This is a genomic window from Streptomyces sp. NPDC008317 (genome assembly GCF_042955955.1).
Lineage (GTDB): Bacteria > Actinomycetota > Actinomycetes > Streptomycetales > Streptomycetaceae > Actinacidiphila.
In genome coordinates this window covers 153207-169993 of record NZ_JBIBFQ010000002.1, presented here as the reverse complement: position 1 = coordinate 169993, position 16787 = coordinate 153207, and the positions used below count along the sequence as shown (strand labels likewise).

16 protein-coding genes are annotated in these 16787 nt (G+C 70.9%); 11 read left to right on the top strand and 5 right to left on the bottom strand.

The window, feature by feature from the left end; translation table 11 throughout:
- Window positions 1-9: 9 nt before the first annotated feature.
- A complete protein-coding gene (gene rpsA / locus ACFY9V_RS05855; protein ID WP_188283396.1) occupies window positions 10-1515 on the top strand; it encodes a 30S ribosomal protein S1 in 1506 nt (501 codons plus the stop codon).
- 112 nt (window positions 1516-1627) lie between these two features.
- On the opposite strand, the gene ACFY9V_RS05850 is transcribed toward rpsA, so the two are convergent.
- Entirely contained in the window at window positions 1628-2608 is a 981-nt protein-coding gene (locus ACFY9V_RS05850) for a right-handed parallel beta-helix repeat-containing protein (protein ID WP_391159708.1), read from the bottom strand.
- Between the two features lie 183 nt (window positions 2609-2791).
- On the opposite strand from ACFY9V_RS05850, the gene ACFY9V_RS05845 reads away from it, so the two are divergent.
- The 4 genes from ACFY9V_RS05845 to ACFY9V_RS05830 all read left to right on the top strand — a co-directional run bounded on the left by ACFY9V_RS05845 (window position 2792) and on the right by ACFY9V_RS05830 (window position 6081).
- Window positions 2792-3721, top strand: a complete 930-nt coding sequence (locus ACFY9V_RS05845; protein ID WP_188283398.1) for a PAC2 family protein — start codon at window positions 2792-2794, stop codon at window positions 3719-3721.
- Window positions 3722-4047: 326 nt separating this feature from the next.
- Window positions 4048-4656 carry a dephospho-CoA kinase gene (coaE, locus tag ACFY9V_RS05840; protein ID WP_355333939.1) on the top strand — a complete coding sequence of 203 codons (609 nt, stop codon included), beginning with the start codon at window positions 4048-4050 and terminating at the stop codon, window positions 4654-4656.
- Between the two features lie 91 nt (window positions 4657-4747).
- Complete coding sequence (locus tag ACFY9V_RS05835; protein WP_188283400.1) at window positions 4748-5116, top strand: tetratricopeptide repeat protein; 369 nt, start codon at window positions 4748-4750, stop codon at window positions 5114-5116.
- A gap of 5 nt (window positions 5117-5121) precedes the next feature.
- Window positions 5122-6081, top strand: a complete 960-nt coding sequence (locus ACFY9V_RS05830) for an SPFH domain-containing protein (protein WP_391159705.1) — start codon at window positions 5122-5124, stop codon at window positions 6079-6081.
- Window positions 6082-6172: 91 nt separating this feature from the next.
- Here the strand turns inward: ACFY9V_RS05830 and ACFY9V_RS05825 are convergent, their stop codons facing one another.
- Together ACFY9V_RS05825 and ACFY9V_RS05820 are read right to left on the bottom strand one after the other, a co-directional pair.
- Window positions 6173-6328 (bottom strand): alpha-L-fucosidase C-terminal domain-containing protein, encoded by a 156-nt coding sequence (locus tag ACFY9V_RS05825; RefSeq protein WP_391159704.1) that lies wholly within the window; start codon window positions 6326-6328, stop codon window positions 6173-6175.
- Between the two features lie 73 nt (window positions 6329-6401).
- Window positions 6402-6905, bottom strand: a complete 504-nt coding sequence (locus ACFY9V_RS05820; protein WP_355334689.1) for a methylated-DNA--[protein]-cysteine S-methyltransferase — start codon at window positions 6903-6905, stop codon at window positions 6402-6404.
- Window positions 6906-7116: 211 nt separating this feature from the next.
- Here ACFY9V_RS05820 and uvrB point away from each other — a divergent pair, with 211 nt between their 5' ends.
- The 6 genes from uvrB to ACFY9V_RS05790 all read left to right on the top strand — a co-directional run bounded on the left by uvrB (window position 7117) and on the right by ACFY9V_RS05790 (window position 15073).
- Window positions 7117-9213, top strand: a complete 2097-nt coding sequence (uvrB, locus tag ACFY9V_RS05815; protein ID WP_355333931.1) for an excinuclease ABC subunit UvrB — start codon at window positions 7117-7119, stop codon at window positions 9211-9213.
- A gap of 121 nt (window positions 9214-9334) precedes the next feature.
- The gene (locus ACFY9V_RS05810; protein WP_355333929.1) at window positions 9335-9913 is read left to right on the top strand and encodes a TerD family protein; all 579 of its coding nucleotides are present in this window, start codon (window positions 9335-9337) and stop codon (window positions 9911-9913) included.
- 81 nt (window positions 9914-9994) lie between these two features.
- Complete coding sequence (locus ACFY9V_RS05805) at window positions 9995-11917, top strand: TerD family protein (RefSeq protein ID WP_391159702.1); 1923 nt, start codon at window positions 9995-9997, stop codon at window positions 11915-11917.
- Between the two features lie 202 nt (window positions 11918-12119).
- Window positions 12120-13118 (top strand): TerC family protein, encoded by a 999-nt coding sequence (locus ACFY9V_RS05800; protein WP_355333925.1) that lies wholly within the window; start codon window positions 12120-12122, stop codon window positions 13116-13118.
- Window positions 13119-13259: 141 nt separating this feature from the next.
- Window positions 13260-14294: a cytochrome c oxidase assembly protein gene (locus tag ACFY9V_RS05795; protein WP_391159701.1), complete on the top strand. Its 1035-nt coding sequence runs from the start codon at window positions 13260-13262 to the stop codon at window positions 14292-14294.
- A 101-nt stretch (window positions 14295-14395) separates the two neighbouring features.
- Window positions 14396-15073 carry a DUF3761 domain-containing protein gene (locus ACFY9V_RS05790; protein WP_391159699.1) on the top strand — a complete coding sequence of 226 codons (678 nt, stop codon included), beginning with the start codon at window positions 14396-14398 and terminating at the stop codon, window positions 15071-15073.
- 111 nt (window positions 15074-15184) lie between these two features.
- On the opposite strand, the gene ACFY9V_RS05785 is transcribed toward ACFY9V_RS05790, so the two are convergent.
- Window positions 15185-15841, bottom strand: coding sequence for an MBL fold metallo-hydrolase (locus ACFY9V_RS05785; protein ID WP_391044077.1), 657 nt, complete (start codon window positions 15839-15841; stop codon window positions 15185-15187).
- 26 nt (window positions 15842-15867) lie between these two features.
- On the bottom strand, window positions 15868-16596 hold the full coding sequence (locus ACFY9V_RS05780; RefSeq protein ID WP_391044080.1) for a maleylpyruvate isomerase family mycothiol-dependent enzyme: 729 nt from the start codon (window positions 16594-16596) through the stop codon (window positions 15868-15870).
- Window positions 16597-16787: the final 191 nt, after the last annotated feature.

Here is a 16787-nt window from a genome sequence, read left to right as displayed (position 1 = left end):
CTTTCCCTAATGACGAGCAGCACCGAGGCCCCTCGCACCACCCCGCAGGTGGCGGTCAACGACATCGGCAACGAGGAAGCCTTCCTCGCCGCGATCGACGAGACGATCAAGTACTTCAACGACGGCGACATCGTCGACGGCGTCATCGTGAAGGTCGACCGGGACGAGGTCCTGCTCGACATCGGTTACAAGACCGAAGGTGTCATCCCCTCCCGCGAACTCTCCATCAAGCACGACGTCGACCCCAACGAGGTCGTCGCCGTGGGCGATGAGATCGAGGCCCTTGTTCTCCAGAAGGAGGACAAGGAAGGCCGCCTGATCCTCTCGAAGAAGCGCGCTCAGTACGAGCGTGCCTGGGGCACCATCGAGAAGATCAAGGAAGAGGACGGCATCGTCACCGGCACCGTCATCGAGGTCGTCAAGGGTGGTCTCATCCTCGACATCGGCCTCCGTGGCTTCCTGCCGGCGTCGCTCGTCGAGATGCGCCGCGTGCGCGACCTCCAGCCCTACGTGGGCAAGGAGCTCGAGGCCAAGATCATCGAGCTGGACAAGAACCGCAACAACGTGGTCCTGTCCCGCCGTGCCTGGCTGGAGCAGACGCAGAGCGAGGTCCGCCAGACCTTCCTCACCACCCTTCAGAAGGGTCAGGTGCGGTCCGGCGTCGTCTCCTCGATCGTCAACTTCGGTGCGTTCGTGGACCTCGGCGGCGTCGACGGTCTCGTGCACGTCTCCGAGCTGTCCTGGAAGCACATCGACCACCCGTCCGAGGTCGTCGAGGTCGGTCAGGAAGTCACCGTCGAGGTTCTCGACGTGGACATGGACCGCGAGCGTGTCTCCCTGTCGCTGAAGGCGACGCAGGAAGACCCGTGGCAGCAGTTCGCCCGGACCCACCAGATCGGGCAGGTCGTCCCCGGCAAGGTCACCAAGCTCGTCCCGTTCGGCGCGTTCGTCCGCGTCGACGAGGGCATCGAGGGCCTGGTGCACATCTCCGAGCTGGCCGAGCGCCACGTGGAGATCCCGGAGCAGGTCGTCCAGGTCAACGACGAGATCTTCGTCAAGGTCATCGACATCGACCTCGAGCGTCGCCGCATCTCGCTGTCGCTCAAGCAGGCCAACGAGTCCTTCGGCGCCGACCCGGCCTCGGTCGAGTTCGACCCGACGCTCTACGGCATGGCCGCGTCGTACGACGACCAGGGCAACTACATCTACCCCGAGGGCTTCGACCCCGAGACCAACGACTGGCTCGAGGGGTACGACAAGCAGCGCGAGGAGTGGGAGGGCCAGTACGCCACGGCCCAGACCCGCTTCGAGCAGCACCAGGCGCAGGTCATCAAGTCCCGCGAGGCCGACGAGCAGGCCGCGGCCGAGGCCGGTTCCGCCGCCCCCGCCGCGACCGGTGGCCCGGGCGTCTCCGGTGGCTCGTACTCCTCGGAGTCCGACGACACCTCCGGTGCCCTCGCCTCCGACGAGGCCCTCGCCGCCCTCCGCGAGAAGCTCGCGGGCGGCCAGAGCTGACAGCTCTCCGCTAGGCCCAGTCACAAACACCGCGGTCCCGCACCCCTCAGGGGGTGCGGGACCGCGGTGCTTTCCCGGTGACCGTGGGGCCCTGGGCGGCGCGGCGGGGGGGCTACGGGGTCACGGGGATGTTGGTCAGGGCCTTGCCGCCAGTGCGCTTGTTGGAGGCGTAGACGGTGGTGGGGCAGTCGGCGGAGTAGTTGGTGACGTAGATCGCCGTCTGCGTGGCACCGGTGGCGCCGGTGAGGTCGGAGGTGTTGTCGCGGAAGACGGTGCCGCAGCCCCAGCCGGGCTGCTGGGTGTGGGTCTGGTAGCCGTCGTTGAGGGTGCGGGTGCCGGTGTTGCCGGTGATGGTGTAGCCGTTGCCTTTGACGTCGACCCAGGAGTCGTCGTAGTTGGTCATGCTGAGGCCGCTGCCGTCGAAGGTGTTGCCGGAGACCAGGCCGCCGGTGGTGCCTTCCTTGAGGTCGATGTTCTCGGCGCCGATGTTGGGGCCGATGACGTTGTTGAGGATCTGCACCCGGTCGCTCTTGTCGGTCAGGGTGTTGGCGGTGCCGACGTAGACGCCCTCGCCGTATCCCGGCCGCTGGAGCCCGGTGTCGTAGATCCGCGAGTTCTTGATCACGCCGTCCGTGCTGGAGGTGCGGAAGTGCACGCCCTCCATCTGGAGTCCGTGCACGGTCACCGAGTCGATGACGACATGCGCGGCGGCGTCGGTGACGATGCCCTTCTGGCCGCCGGTGACGCTGACCCCCTTGACGGTCCAGTAGCTCGCGCCGTTCAGATAGAGGCCGTAGCCGCCGGAGGAGGTGAGCACGGCGTTCGAGGAGCCGGTGAGCGTGATCCGGTCGGCGGCCGTGCCGGACACGGTGACCTTGAAGTTGCCGGTGTACGTGCCGTCGGCGAGATGGATCGTCTGGCCGGGGGCGGCGGCGGTCAGCGCCGCCTTCAGCTCCTTGGCCGTGGTCACCTCGACGGTGCTCGCCGCGGCGGCCGTTGCCGCACCGGCCGGCGTCGCGTACGAGAGCAGCCCGGCGAGCAGTGCCGCGACGGGCAGGGCCACCGGCAGGGTCAGAAGCGTGTGGGGTCGCATCCGCGTCCTTCCATCGTTCCAAGTATGTGAATCTTGGTCGTCCATGTGAACACATGGACGTAACGAGAGAAGGTAGGGCCCACCCGACGGACCGTCAAGACGTCCGGGTTCCGGGGGGACGCGTGGGAATGGCCGGGCGGGTACGTTCGTTGAGGGGGGGAGAGAGCGAGGAGGACGATCATCGTGCTGGATCCGCAAGGGCTGTACGAATACGTGCCGGGCGGGGCCGAGGCCGTCGACGCAGCGGTCGGAGACGCAGGTCCCGTACTGCTGTACCACTTCGAGGGGTACATGGACGCCGGGGACACCGGCGAGCAGATCAGCGAGCAGTTGCTGGACCGCCTGGACAACCAGCTCGTCGCGCGCTTCGACGCCGACCGACTGGTCGACTACCGCGCCCGCCGCCCGCTGATGACCTTCGAGCGCGACCACTGGACCTCCTACGAGGCACCGGAGATCGACCTCTATCTGGTGCGGGACACCACCGGCACCCCCTTCCTGCTGCTCACCGGCTCCGAGCCGGACGTGGAGTGGGAACGGTTCGCGACCGCCGTGCTCCAGGTCATCGAACGCCTGGGCGTACGCCTCGCCATCAACTTCCACGGCATCCCGATGGGCGTGCCGCACACCCGGCCCGTCGGCCTCACCCCGCACGGCAACCGGGTCGACCTCATGCCCGGCCACCGCGCCTGGTTCGAGGAGGCCCAGGTCCCCGGCAGCGCCGCCTCCCTCATCGAGCTGCGGCTCGCCGAGGCCGGCCGTGACGTGCTCGGCGTCGCCGCCCACGTCCCGCACTACCTGGCGCGTTCGCCCTACCCGGACGCCGCCCTCGCCGTCCTGGAGACGATCACCGCCGCGACCGGCCTCGTGCTGCCCGAGATCGCCCACGCCTTGCGCAATGAGGCGCACACCGTCCGCGTCGAGATCGACCGCCAGGTCGCTGAAGGCGACGGCGAACTCGTCTCCGTCGTCCGCGGCCTCGAGTCCCAGTACGACGCCGTCGCCGGGTCCCAGTCCCGCGAGAGTCTCATCGCCGAGGCCGTCGAGCTTCCTTCCGCCGACGATCTCGCCGCCGAGTTCGAACGCTTCCTCGCCGACCGCGAGGACGACTAGCGCCTGCGGCGCGCTCACGAAAGAGGGTTCGCGTCCCCAGGGCGCGGGCCCTCTTCCGCTTCCCCTCCGCAAGGCGCGCCGCGCTCGCGCAGGGCCTGGTCTTTAGGGGCGCGGCCCCTGGACGGTTCTTGCGCAGGGCCTGGTTGTTAGGGGCGCGGGGAACTGCGCGGCCCGCCCCCACCGGGCTGCCAGCCCGAAAACTCACAGCATCTGCCCCGCTGGGGGCCGGTATTCGACGGCCGCGCCACCGTTGGTGGCTGAGCGCGCAGTTCCCCGCGCCCCTGGGAGGCACCCGCGGAGGCCCGGAGGGCCCGTAAGCTGGCGGCATGCTGAACGTCGGGCTGACCGGTGGAATCGGGTCAGGAAAAAGCTCCGTGGCGAAACTGCTGGTGGCACACGGCGCGATCCTGGTGGACGCGGACCGCATCGCCCGCGAAGTGGTGGAGCCCGGCACGGAGGGCCTGGCGGCGGTGACGGCCGAGTTCGGCCCGGACGTGCTGGCCGCGGACGGGACACTGGACCGCCCGAAACTCGGCGCGATCGTCTTCGCGGACGAGGCCCGGCGCCAGGCGCTGAACGCGATCGTGCACCCGCTGGTCGGCCGCAGGTCGCAGGAGCTGCGGGCGGCGGCGGCCCCGGACGACATCGTCGTCAACGACGTACCGCTGCTGGCGGAGAACGACCTGGCCCCGTTCTACGACTTCGTGATCGTCGTGGACGCGGCACCGGCCACGCAGATCGAGCGCCTGGTGCGGACACGCGGGATGACCGAGGACGAGGCGCGGGCGCGGATGGCGGCGCAGGCCGGCCGCGAGGAGCGCATCGCCGTCGCGGATCTGGTGATCGACAACGACGGCCCGCTGGAGGAGCTGGAGCCCCAGGTGCGCGCGGCGTGGCAGCGGCTGCGGGAGCTGGCGGCGGCCGGGACGGCGTAGTCGCCCGGGGAATGCGGTTGCCGACGACGACGTTGGGTATGTCAGACCAGACGATCAGTCGTCACCCGTGCCCGAATTCAGGGAGGCGGCCTTGCACGAGCGGACCCCAGAGACGCACGTCATCGACTTCCGCGCCGCGGAGCAACTGCTGGAGGCGCGTGACCCGCGCGGCGCCGTACAACTCCTCGACCCGGTGATCTCGGCCCATCCGGAGAACACCGCGGCCCGCCTGCTGCGCGCCCGCGCGTTCTTCGCCGCGGCCCAACTGCGCCCGGCGGAGCTGGAGTTCCAGATAGTGCTGGAGCGCGAGCCGGACAACGCCTTCGCGCACTTCGCGCTGGCCCGTACACTGCAACGCGCGAACCGCGCCGACGAGGCCCAGCGCCACTTCCGGCTCGCCGCCGCACTCGACCCCCGGCCGGACTATCTGGCCGCAGCCCGTTTCGACGACGCCGGCTGACGGCCGTGGAAGTCGTCGTGGTGCTGCTGATCATCATCGCGGTGGTCGCCCTGATCGGCGTGTCCAGCAGTCTGAGGGTGGTCAAGCAGTACGAGCGCGGGGTGATCTACCGCTTCGGCCGGGTCAACCGGCTCCCCAAGGAGCCGGGCCCGCGCATGCTGGTGCCGTTCGTGGACAAGATGACCAAGGTCAACATGCAGGTCGTCACCATGCCGGTGCCGTCCCAGGACGGCATCACCCGCGACAACGTGTCGGTACGGGTCGACGCGGTGCTCTACTTCCGGGTCATCGACCCGATCCGGGCCACCGTGGACGTGCAGAACTACCAGTTCGCGATGTTGCAGGTGGCACAGACCTCGCTGCGCTCCATCATCGGCAAGAGCGAACTCGACGATCTGCTGTCCGGCCGCGAACGCCTGCACGAGGGGCTGGAGTTGATGCTGTCCACGCCCGCCACCGGCTGGGGCGTCCACATCGACCGCGTCGAGATCAAGGACGTGGCGCTGCCGGAGTCCATGAAGCGGTCGATGGCCCGGCAGGCGGAGGCGGACCGGGAGCGGCGGGCCCGGATCATCACCGCCGACGGTGAGTTGCAGGCGTCCCAGAAGCTCTCCGAGGCGGCCAGGACGATGGATGCCAACCCGTCCGCCCTCCAACTGCGCCTCCTCCAGACGGTGGTGGAGGTCGCGGCGGAGAAGAACTCGACCCTGGTGATGCCCTTCCCCGTCGAGATGCTGCGCTTCTTCGACCGGGCCGCGAACTCCGGCGCGAATTCCGGTGCGAACACCGGCGGCGGCCAGGACACGAAGCCGGTCGAGAAGACGGCGGCGCCCGCGGCGACGGACGAACTGACGGACGCGGAACCGCGGTCCGCCGTCGAGGCCGCGGCCGACGAGCCGCCCGCGATCGACCGGAAGCCGCCGGGCCCGATCCAGATCCCGGACCCGCGCACGTCCGAGGAGTGAGCGACGAAGCCGTAGCGGCAGGGCAGGGCAGGGCAGGAACGGGACGGGAGCGGGCGGGTCACTCCGCCCGCTCCCGCGCGTCAGCCCCGCGTCAGCGCGTCCAGTCGATCTTGAACACCCACGCGTACCGCCCCTTCGCCCGCGCCGCCGCGGGCACCCGTACGGTCAGCGTGCCGCCGTCGAACTCCCAGTCCAGCGGCCGGTCGTGGCCGAGCATCGTCACCCGGTCGCCCTTGCGGACCGGCACCGGAGCGGTCGTTGACCGTGACGTCCTGCCGTCGCGCGGCGCGGGGTCGGACGGGCGGAGCCTGCTCAGATCATCAGAACAGCGGTGCGGGCAGCACGCCCTCCAGCGCCAGCAGCGTCCGCTTGATCTCCAGACCGCCGCCGAAGCCGCCTATGCCGCCGTCGCTCTCCACCACCCGGTGGCACGGCACCACCAGCGGTATCGGATTCGCGCCCATCGCCGTCCCGACCGCGCGGGCCGCCCCGCGCTCGCCCACCCGGTCGGCCAGGTCCTGGTACCCGACGACCGTGCCGTACGGCACCCCGGCCGCCAGCTCGCGCAGCACCCGGCGGTTGAAGCCGGTGATCAGCGACCAGTCCAGAGCGAGCGAGAACTCCTTCAGCGCACCCGCGAAGTACGCCTCCATCTGCTCGGTGACCGGCGCCAGCCGGGCCGCGTCCTCGACCGGCTCGCCGCCCAGCCGCCGCCCCATCGACGCCACCGCGCGCCGTACCGCCGCCTCGTCCGCCCGGAAACCGACATTGACCAGCCCCTCGTCGGTCGCCGCCAGCAGCAGCGGCCCGATCGGGGTCTCCATGACCGTCCAGGCGGTGTCGTTCGTCACGCTGCCAGCCTAGATCGGGGGTCCGACAACGCCCCGCCGCCGCGATCCGCCCGGCAAGCACGGCCGCCGCAAGGCCCGTCACCGGAAGTGACCGGCCGGTCACACGAGGGGAAGTGGCCGCCCCGGCGGCGGCCCGCCCGTCCGGGCCCGGACGATTGTCGGTGGTGGGTCGTACGGTGGTGACATGCGGCCCGTATCAGACATCGAACGCAGTGTGGCGCCCTTCGAGGTCGTCAGCCCCTACCAGCCCAGCGGCGACCAGCCCACCGCCATCGACGACCTCGAGAAGCGGATCCGCGGTGACGAGCAGGACGTCGTGCTGCTCGGCGCGACCGGTACGGGCAAGTCCGCGACCACCGCGTGGATGATCGAGCGGCTCCAGCGCCCCACCCTGGTCATGGCGCCGAACAAGACGCTCGCCGCCCAGCTCGCCAACGAATTCCGCGAGCTGCTGCCGAACAACGCGGTCGAGTACTTCGTCTCGTACTACGACTACTACCAGCCCGAGGCGTACGTCCCGCAGACGGACACGTACATCGAGAAGGACTCCTCGATCAACGAGGAGGTGGAGCGGCTGCGGCACTCCACCACCAATTCGCTGCTGACCCGGCGCGATGTCGTCGTGGTCGCCTCCGTGTCCTGCATCTACGGCCTCGGCACCCCGCAGGAGTACATCGACCGCATGGTGCGGCTCAATGTCGGCGACGTCATCGACCGCGACCAGCTCCTGCGGAAATTCGTCGACATCCAGTACGCGCGCAACGACGTGGCCTTCGCCCGCGGCACCTTCCGGGTACGCGGCGACACCATCGAGATCTTCCCGGTCTACGAGGAACTGGCCGTCCGCATCGAGATGTTCGGCGACGAGATCGAGGCGCTCTACACACTGCACCCGCTCACCGGCGAGGTGATCACCGAGGACCGGCAGATCTACGTCTTCCCCGCCACCCACTACGTCGCGGGCCCCGAGCGGATGGAACGCGCCATCGCGGGCATCGAGAAGGAGCTGGAGGGCCAGCTCGCCCTGATGGAGAAGCAGGGCAAGCTGCTGGAGGCCCAGCGGCTGCGGATGCGCACCACGTACGACATCGAGATGATGCGGCAGATCGGCACCTGCTCCGGCATCGAGAACTACTCGCGGCACATCGACGGCCGCGAGCAGGGCTCCGCGCCCGACACCCTCATCGACTACTTCCCCGAGGACTTCCTGCTGGTCATCGACGAGTCGCATGTCACCGTGCCGCAGATCGGCGCGATGTACGAGGGCGACGCGTCCCGCAAGCGCACCCTGGTCGACCACGGCTTCCGGCTGCCGTCCGCGCTCGACAACCGGCCGCTGAAGTGGGAGGAGTTCCTGACCCGCGTCGGCCAGACCGTCTACCTGTCCGCGACACCCGGAAAGTACGAGCTGTCCCGCGGCGACGGCGTGGTCGAGCAGATCATCCGCCCGACCGGCCTGGTCGACCCCGAGGTCATCGTCAAGCCCACCGAGGGCCAGATCGACGACCTGGTGCACGAGATCCGGCTGCGCACGGAGAAGGACGAGCGCGTCCTGGTCACCACCCTCACCAAGAAGATGTCCGAGGACCTCACCGACTACCTGCTCGAACTGGGCATCCAGGTGCGGTATCTGCACAGCGACATCGACACCCTGCGCCGCGTCGAGCTGCTGCGCGAACTGCGGGCCGGTGAGTACGACGTCCTGGTCGGCATCAACCTGCTGCGTGAGGGCCTCGACCTGCCCGAGGTGTCGCTGGTCGCGATCCTCGACGCCGACAAGGAGGGCTTCCTGCGCTCGGGCACCTCGCTGATCCAGACCATCGGCCGCGCCGCCCGTAACGTGTCGGGCCAGGTCCACATGTACGCGGACCGGATCACCCCGGCGATGGAGAAGGCCATCGAGGAGACCAACCGCCGCCGCGAGAAGCAGATCGCGTACAACAAGGAACGCGGCGTCGACCCGCAGCCGCTGCGGAAGAAGATCGCCGGAATCCTGGACTCCTTCGCCCGCGAGGACGCCGACACCGAGGAGCTGCTGGGCTCCGGGCGGCAGCGCTCGCGGGGCAAGGCGCCGGTGCCAGGACTGTCCGCCCGCGCGGGCGAGAAGCGCGGTGCGAAGACGCTGCCCGCCGAGGAGCTGGCCGACCTGATCGCTCAGCTCACCGACCAGATGCACGCGGCGGCCGGCGAGCTGCAATTCGAGGTGGCCGCCCGGCTCAGGGACGAACTGGGCGAGCTGAAGAAGGAGTTGCGCCAGATGAGAGAAGCGGGAATGGCGTGACGCGGGACCGGCGACCGGCCGGTGTTCGCCAGGAATCGCCACGCGGCGAACCGGGATACCGTTGCACGGCGTCTTGTTAGGGTGCGGGACAACCGCACACACGGGTGAGAGGGGACAGCGCGTGACGGTCAACATGACCAAGGGCCAGAAGATCAGCCTGAGCAAGTCCGACGGAGGGACGCTGACGGCGATCCGGATGGGGCTGGGCTGGCAGGCCGCGCCGCGCCGCGGACTGTTCGGGTCCCGCACCCGGGAGATCGACCTGGACGCCTCGGCCGTGCTCTTCGCGGACAAGCAGCCGGTCGACGTGGTGTTCTTCCAGCACCTGACCAGCGACGACGGCTCGGTCCGGCACACCGGTGACAATCTGGTCGGCGGCGCGGGCCAGGGCGGCGACGACGAGTCGATCATCGTCGACCTCCAGCGCGTACCGGTCCATGTCGACCAGATCGTCTTCACGGTGAACTCCTTCACCGGCCAGACCTTCGCCGAGGTGCAGAACGCGTTCTGCCGCCTGGTCGACGAGACCAACGGGCAGGAGCTGGCCCGCTACACGCTGACCGGCGGCGGCCAGTACACGGCGCAGATCATGGCCAAGGTGCAGCGCGGCGCGACCGGCTGGTCGATGACGGCCATCGGCACGGCGGCCAACGGCCGGACGTTCCAGGACCTCATTCCGGCCATTCTGCCCGCGCTCTGAGGCCGCACGGCCGCTGACGCGGCCCCCGGCCCGCGGGCCGGAACACGTACACACGCATAACGGGAACGGGGGGCGGCGGACATGACGGCCGAACTGGTCCGGGGACAGAACCATCCGCTGCCGGGCACCCGGATGGAGATCCGGGTGTCGGCGGGCACCCCGGTGGTGGCCGCGGTCACCCTCGGGGACGAGCGGGGGCGGGTCGTCGGCGACTCCTCGCAGTGGCTGGCGCACCCCGGCGCGCCGCAGCTCCCCGGCGTCGAGGTGCCCCGGCAGGCCGCCGCCGAGCACCGGCTCGCGGTGGACCTCGGCGCGATGCCGCCGCAGGTGCACCGGGTGCACGTTCTGCTCGCCCTTCCGGGCGCCGCGGGCCGCCCCGGCGCGCCCGCCGCCTTCGGCGCCGCCCCCGCCCCGCATCTCGCCGTCACCACCACCGAGGGTGAGGCCGTCGCCGGATTCACCATGACCGGCCTCGGCCCCGAGACGGCCCTGCTGGCCATCGAGCTGTACCGGCGGCAGGGCGCCTGGAAGGTGCGCGCCGTGGGCCAGGGGTACGAGGGCGGTCTGCCCGCGCTGCTGCTCGACCAGGGTGTCCCGGAGCCCGCCGGGGTGGCCGCGGGCATCGACGAGGCGGTGGGGCGCGAGCTGTCCCGCTCGGTCGACCTGCCCGCCGCGCCGCGTACGGTCCCGCCGCCGCGGCCGGAAACCGCGGCCCCGGCCGCCGCTCCGGGCGACGGCCGGACCACCGCGTCCTCAGGACCGGTCGACTACCGGCACCCGCGGCGCAAGGCCGCCGCCACCGCGCCGCCCCCGCCCGCTCAGGGACGGCCGGGCTCGCCGTACGACGCCCCGCCCGCCGCGCCGCGGCCGTCCTCCGACGGACAGCCCAGCACGCCGCCCGGCACCCCGCCCGTCCCCGTCGCGGGCGACGCCTCCGGCTGGACGATGGAGGAGCGGCTGCACAATCAGGTGTGGGGCATGTTCGAGGACCTGGCCCGCACCATCGCCGCCTACCGCAGCGCGGTGGACTTCGCCGAGTCCCGCTTCGAGCAGGAGCTCGACCGGCTGCTCGCCGACCCCGCGACCCGCGGCGGACAGGCCGCGGACGCCGCCCGCGACCAGGCGCAGGCCCGGCAGTTCGCGCTGGTCGACCAGGCCCGCGCCGTGCTCGACCGGGACATCGCGCAGCTCGTCGCCGAGGCCGAGGTCGTCGAGCCCGCGCTGCCCGCCGCCTTCGCGGGCTGGGAGAATCCGGTGTGGCACGCCTACCGGGTGCCCGACCAGCCGCCGCTCGCCGTACGGCTCGGCGGCCTCTACCTGCCCGAGGCGCCCGAACTGCGCATCCCGCTGCTGGCCCGGCTGCCGCTGGACCGCGGTCTGTGGATCGACAGCGAGGAGGACCGCGGGGTCGCCATGGACACCGCCGTGGCGATCGCCGCCCGGCTGCTCGCCTCGTACCCGGTGGGCGGTTTCGCGGTGCACGCCCTCGACCCCGCGGGCTCCGGCTCCGCCGCGCTCGCCCCGCTCACCGGCAGCGGCGCCGTGCTGATGCCGTCGGCCGGGGGCGCGGCCGGGGTCGGCGAGGTGCTGAACCGGCTGACCGAACGCGTCGATCTGCTCCAGATGGCGCTGCGCGGCGGCGCCGCCGACTCGCTGCCGCCCGGCTTCGACACCGCCGAGCAGCTTCTGATCGTCAACGAGTTCCCGTACGGCTTCGACGACCGGGCGGTCACCCAACTGCGCTATCTCGCCGACGAGGGACCGCGCGCCGGGGTGCACCTGCTGCTGGTCGCCGACCGCGAGGACGCGTCCGCGTACGGGCCGGTGCTCGATCCGCTGTGGCGCTCGCTGCTGCGGCTCACCCCGCTGCCCAGCGACCACCTGGCCGACCCGTGGGTGGGGCACGCCTGGACGTTCGAGCCGTCGCTGGTGCCGCCGGGCAGCCAGGTGCTCACGCAGGTGCTCAGGGAGATCGCGGCGGCCCGCCCGGCCTACGGCCCCTGACCGGTCGTGCCGGGTCCTGCGCCGGTGCTTTACCGGCTTTACGGCTCTGACCTGCACGCTTGTGTGATTCTTTACTAACTCTTGGGCAATTCGTGTACTGTTCTTGGTGCGGAGTGAAACCTCCCCCTGAACGGACTCAAGTGGTGGGGACCTCCGGCAGCGACGACGCTGACAGTTGCCGTATCGAATTGCCGGAGGACCTGTGGATGTCTCCCTCGCCCTCTGGGCGCTCACCATCGCCGGACTGATCGCCCTGATCGCCGTTGACTTCGTCATCGGCCGCACCCCGCACGACGTCTCCGTCAAGGAGGCAGGGGCCTGGACGATCGTCTGGGTCGTACTCGCCGGGCTCTTCGGACTCGGCCTGCTCGTCTTCTCCGGCGGCCAGCCGGCGGGCGAGTTCTTCGCCGGTTACATCACCGAGAAGTCGCTGAGCGTCGACAACCTCTTCGTCTTCGTCCTGATCATGTCCAAATTCGCGGTGCCTTCCCAGTACCAGCAGCGCGTACTGCTGGTGGGCGTGCTGATAGCGCTGGTGCTCCGCGCGGTGTTCATCGCGGGCGGCGCGGCGATCATCGCCAGCTTCTCGTGGGTCTTCTACATCTTCGGCGCCTTCCTCATCTGGACCGCCTGGAAGCTCATCCAGGACGCCCGTTCGGACGACGAGGACGAGGAATTCGAGGAGAACCGGCTGCTCAAGGCGGTCGAGAAGCGCGTGCCGTCCACCGACAAGTACCACGGCACCCGGCTGTTCATCACGGAGAACGGCAAGCGGCTGATGACGCCGATGCTCGTCGTGATGCTCGCCATCGGCACCACCGACGTGCTCTTCGCGCTCGACTCGATCCCCGCGATCTTCGGCCTCACCCAGGACCCGTACATCGTCTTCACCGCCAACGCCTTCGCCCTGATGGGCCTGCGCCAGCTCTACTTCCTGATCGGCGGCCTGCTCAAGAAGCTGGTCCACCTGTCGTACGGGCTGTCGGTGATCCTCGGCTTCATCGGCGTCAAGCTGGTGCTGCACGCGTTGCACGAGTCCGGTGTGCACGTGCCGGAGATCTCCATCCCCGTCTCGCTCGGCGTCATCGTCCTCGTCCTCGCGGTCACCACCGCCACCAGCCTGGTCGCCTCCAAGCGGCAGGCGGAGGCCGAGGCCGCCGCCTCCGAGGACGAGGAGCGCCCCGCGACGCCGGTCCGCTGACCGGTCCCTCCGCACTCCCTCCGTAACCCCCCTCCGTACCGACCCCTTCGCGCAGACCGCTCCGTTACGAGGGCTACCGTGGCCCTCGTAACGGAGCGGTTGTGCGTGGCGTGTGGGAAGGCGCGGATGGTGGCGAGCGGCATGGTGGTCCTTCCCGAGCTGACCGGCGCGCGGTTCTTCGACGCCTGGCGGCTCGACGCGGTCGCGCTGACCGCCGTCGTCCTGCTCGGCTTCGCGTACGCGCTGGGCGTACGGCGCAAGCGGCGCGCGGGGGAGCGGTGGCCGCTGTGGCGCACCGCCGCGTTCTACGTCCTCGGTCTCGGCACCCTCGTCGTCGCGACGATGTCCTCGCTCGCCGTCTACGACCGGGTGCTGTTCTGGCCCGCCGCCGTGCAGAACATCCTGCTCGACCTCTTCGCCCCGCTCGGCCTGGCGCTCGGCGACCCGCTCGCGCTCGCCGCACCCGACAGCCGGCTGCGCCGCGCCTTCACCGGCCGTACGGTACGACTGCTGATGTATCCGCTGGTCAGCTCGGTGCTGGTGCTCGCCTCCGAGCTGACGATCTACTTCACGCCGTACTTCTCCACCGCCCTCGGCAACGGGCTCGTGCTCCAGCTCATGCACCTGCAACTGCTGCTCACCGGCTGCCTGTTCGTGCTGCCGATGCTCAGCCGTCAGGACCTGCTGCCGTCCTGGTGCGGCCATCCGGTCAGGGCCGCGCTGGTCTTCTTCGACGGGCTCTTCGACTCGGTGCCCGGCATCGTCGTCATGACCAGCGGCACGCTGGTGGCCGGGCACTGGTACGCCGCGCACCCGCGCTCCTGGGGGCCGAGCGTCCAGCACGACCAGATGCTCGGCGGCGGCCTGATGCTCACCCTCGCCGAACTCGTCGCGCTGCCCTTCCTGATCCTGGTCTTCTTCGAGTGGTGGCGGGCCGAGCGGGAGAAGACGGCGGAACTCGACGCGCGGCTGGACCGCGAGGCCGTCGTCGCGATGTCCGGTGCCGGTGCCGGTGCCGGTGCTGGTGCTGCCGCTGGTGCTGCCGCCGGTGCCTCTGCTGCGCCCGCCTCGCCGAAGGCCCCCGCGTCCGCCGCCGCGCCCGTTCCGGAGATGACCCGCCCCTGGTGGGAGACCGATCAGGGCGAGGTCGGCGAGCGCATGCGGCGCGGTCGCTGAGCGGTCCGCGGCGGCTCGGGGTCACAACTGCGTTACGGGCACCACGCCACGAGTCGGCGCGTGTCACGCTCTCCCCCTCATACCTGTCCTGGGGGGACAAATTGCGTCAACGTGCCATCACCGCTGCCTGTTTACTGGCCGTCGCGGGGCTCGCGCTCGCGGGATGCGACGGCGACGGGGGGACCGACGACATATCGGGCGCCGCCTCGGTCTCGGCCACACCCACGGCCGCGCCCACCACCACGCAGGCCGCGCTCACCGGCCAACTGCCCAACCTGACCGGGATGCCGCTGCTCGCCGCGCGCACCATGGCCGACGACGCCGGGTTCACCCGGATCGCCGCGCACGACGCGACGGGGGCCGAGCGCACCCAGGTCTCCGACGGCGACTGGAAGGTGTGCTTCCAGCAGCCCGGCCAGGGGCCCGCGGCGCTGTCCGACCCGGTCGACCTCGCCGTCGTCAAGATCGCCGAGATCTGCCCGCCCGCGGACGGCACCCCGGCGCCGTCACCCACACCCACGGTCACCCGCACCACGGCGCCGTCGCCGACCGCCACGCACAAGGCGACGCCCAAGCCCCGCCCCACCACCGTCACCCACAAGCCGACCCCGAAGCCCAAGCCGAAACCCAAGCCGAAGCCGACCGTCGGGTACACCGAGCCCCCGGTCAACGACCACGACGGCGCCACCGCCCTTTGCAACGACGGCACGCTGTCCTACTCGCAGCACCACCGGGGCACGTGCTCGCACCACCACGGCGTGGCCGTCTGGTACAAGTAGCCCGCCCGGCCGTACGGCGACCGTACGGACCTCCGGGGGAGCGCGGGGCGGGGGCGAGCCGGCGGCAATCCGCTGCTCGCCCCCGCCGGGCCGGGGTGTGCGCGCCGACCGCTACCAGCCGCGCTCGCGCCATTCCTTGAGGTGGGGGCGCTCGGCGCCGAGGGTCGTGTCGTTGCCGTGGCCGGGGTAGACCCAGGTCTCGTCCGGGAGCACGTCGAAGAGCTTGGCCGTGACGTCGTCGAGGAGCGAGGTGAAGGCGGCCGGGTCGTCGTGCGTGTTGCCGACGCCGCCCGGGAAGAGGCAGTCGCCGGTGAAGACGTGCGGGGCGCCGTGCGGGTCGTCGTAGACGAAGGCGATGCTGCCCGGGGTGTGGCCGACCAGGTGCCGCGCGGTGAGGCTGACGCGGCCGAAGGTCACGGTGTCGCCGTCGTCCAGCGCCACATCGGTGGGGACCGGGATGCCCACCGTGTCCTCGCGGCCCGCGTAGGTACGGGCGCCGGTCGCGTCGATCACCGCGCGCAGTGCCTGCCAGTGGTCGCCGTGCTGGTGGGTGGTCGCGACGGCGCCGAGCCCGGCGTCGCCGACGACCTCCAGCAGCGTCTGCGCGTCGTTGGCCGCGTCGATCAGAAGCTGCTCGTCGGTGGCCCGGCAGCGCAACACGTACGCGTTGTTGTTCATCGGCCCGACCGCGACCTTGGTGATGATCAGGTCTTCCAGTTCATGCACGTCGGGGGTCCCGCCCACCGTCACTTCTCCGCTGTACGCCATGCCGCCAGCCTAGAGGCTCGGGGTGCCTAGAGCGGAGGCAGTACGGGGAGCGGGCCGTCGGGGGTCACGGTCAGGCCCTCGTACGGGCCGCGGCCGGAGACCCAGGCCAGCAGGGGGCGGGTGGCGGCGCTGACGGTGAGGTCGGGTTCCGCGGCGGCGCCGATCGTCCAGGACGCGCCGGACTCGGTGTCCTCCAGGCGGACCGCGGCGATGCCCTCGTGCCCGGTGAGGCCGTCGGCGAGGGAGGCCAGCTCACGGGCGGCGAAGTCGGCGGGCAGGTCGGCGGTGGTGGGGCCGATGCCGAGGTCGACCAGGTGCAGCCACACCTCGCCCAGCCGCCGCCAGGGGACCTCGGCGGCGGCGATCACCCGGCCGGAGCGCAGCGTGACCTGCGTCGCCCAGCCCGACGGCGGCACCTGCGCGGCGGCCCGCTCGAACCGCTCCGCCGAGGCCCGCAGATCGGCGAGGTGGTCGTCGAGGGGACGGCCCGCGCCCTCCTCGATGGCCCGGTCGCGGGACGTCGCGTCCGCGTACATCGGGGTCTCCACGCCGGTCCCCGCCCAGATCAGCAGATTGGCCAGGGCGTCGGCATTGCGGGCGACATGGGTCAGCAGATGCCCGCGGGTCCAGCCGGGCAGCAGCGAGGGTTCGGCGACGCCGTCGGCGGGGAGCGCGGACACCGCGGCGACGAATCGGTCGGTGGCTTCCCGGACGGCAACCGCATCGAGTACGGGATCCGGTCGTTGGACGGTCACGTACCGACGCTAGCGCGTCACCCCGCGCTCGCGCAGGACACACGATCGGGTGAAGTGGTCAGAGCGCGCCCGTAAATCGAATGCACGTGCTATATGGTCGGTGTGTCGCAACTTCTGAGAACGCGGCGAACCGGAAGAAAACCCGAGCGCACCCCGTTTAGGCTGACTGGGGGTGCCGACTCTCCCCCCGT

Coding starts and splice junctions, on each gene's coding strand:
- coaE (WP_355333939.1), top strand. CDS start 4,048: ATGCTGAACGTCGGGCTGACCGGTGGAATCGGGTCAGGAAAAAGCTCC.
- ACFY9V_RS05850 (WP_391159708.1), bottom strand. CDS start 2,608: ATGCGACCCCACACGCTTCTGACCCTGCCGGTGGCCCTGCCCGTCGCG.
- ACFY9V_RS05785 (WP_391044077.1), bottom strand. CDS start 15,841: ATGGCGTACAGCGGAGAAGTGACGGTGGGCGGGACCCCCGACGTGCAT.
- ACFY9V_RS05805 (WP_391159702.1), top strand. CDS start 9,995: ATGACGGCCGAACTGGTCCGGGGACAGAACCATCCGCTGCCGGGCACC.
- rpsA (WP_188283396.1), top strand. CDS start 10: ATGACGAGCAGCACCGAGGCCCCTCGCACCACCCCGCAGGTGGCGGTC.
- ACFY9V_RS05820 (WP_355334689.1), bottom strand. CDS start 6,905: ATGGAGACCCCGATCGGGCCGCTGCTGCTGGCGGCGACCGACGAGGGG.
- uvrB (WP_355333931.1), top strand. CDS start 7,117: ATGCGGCCCGTATCAGACATCGAACGCAGTGTGGCGCCCTTCGAGGTC.
- ACFY9V_RS05795 (WP_391159701.1), top strand. CDS start 13,260: ATGGTGGTCCTTCCCGAGCTGACCGGCGCGCGGTTCTTCGACGCCTGG.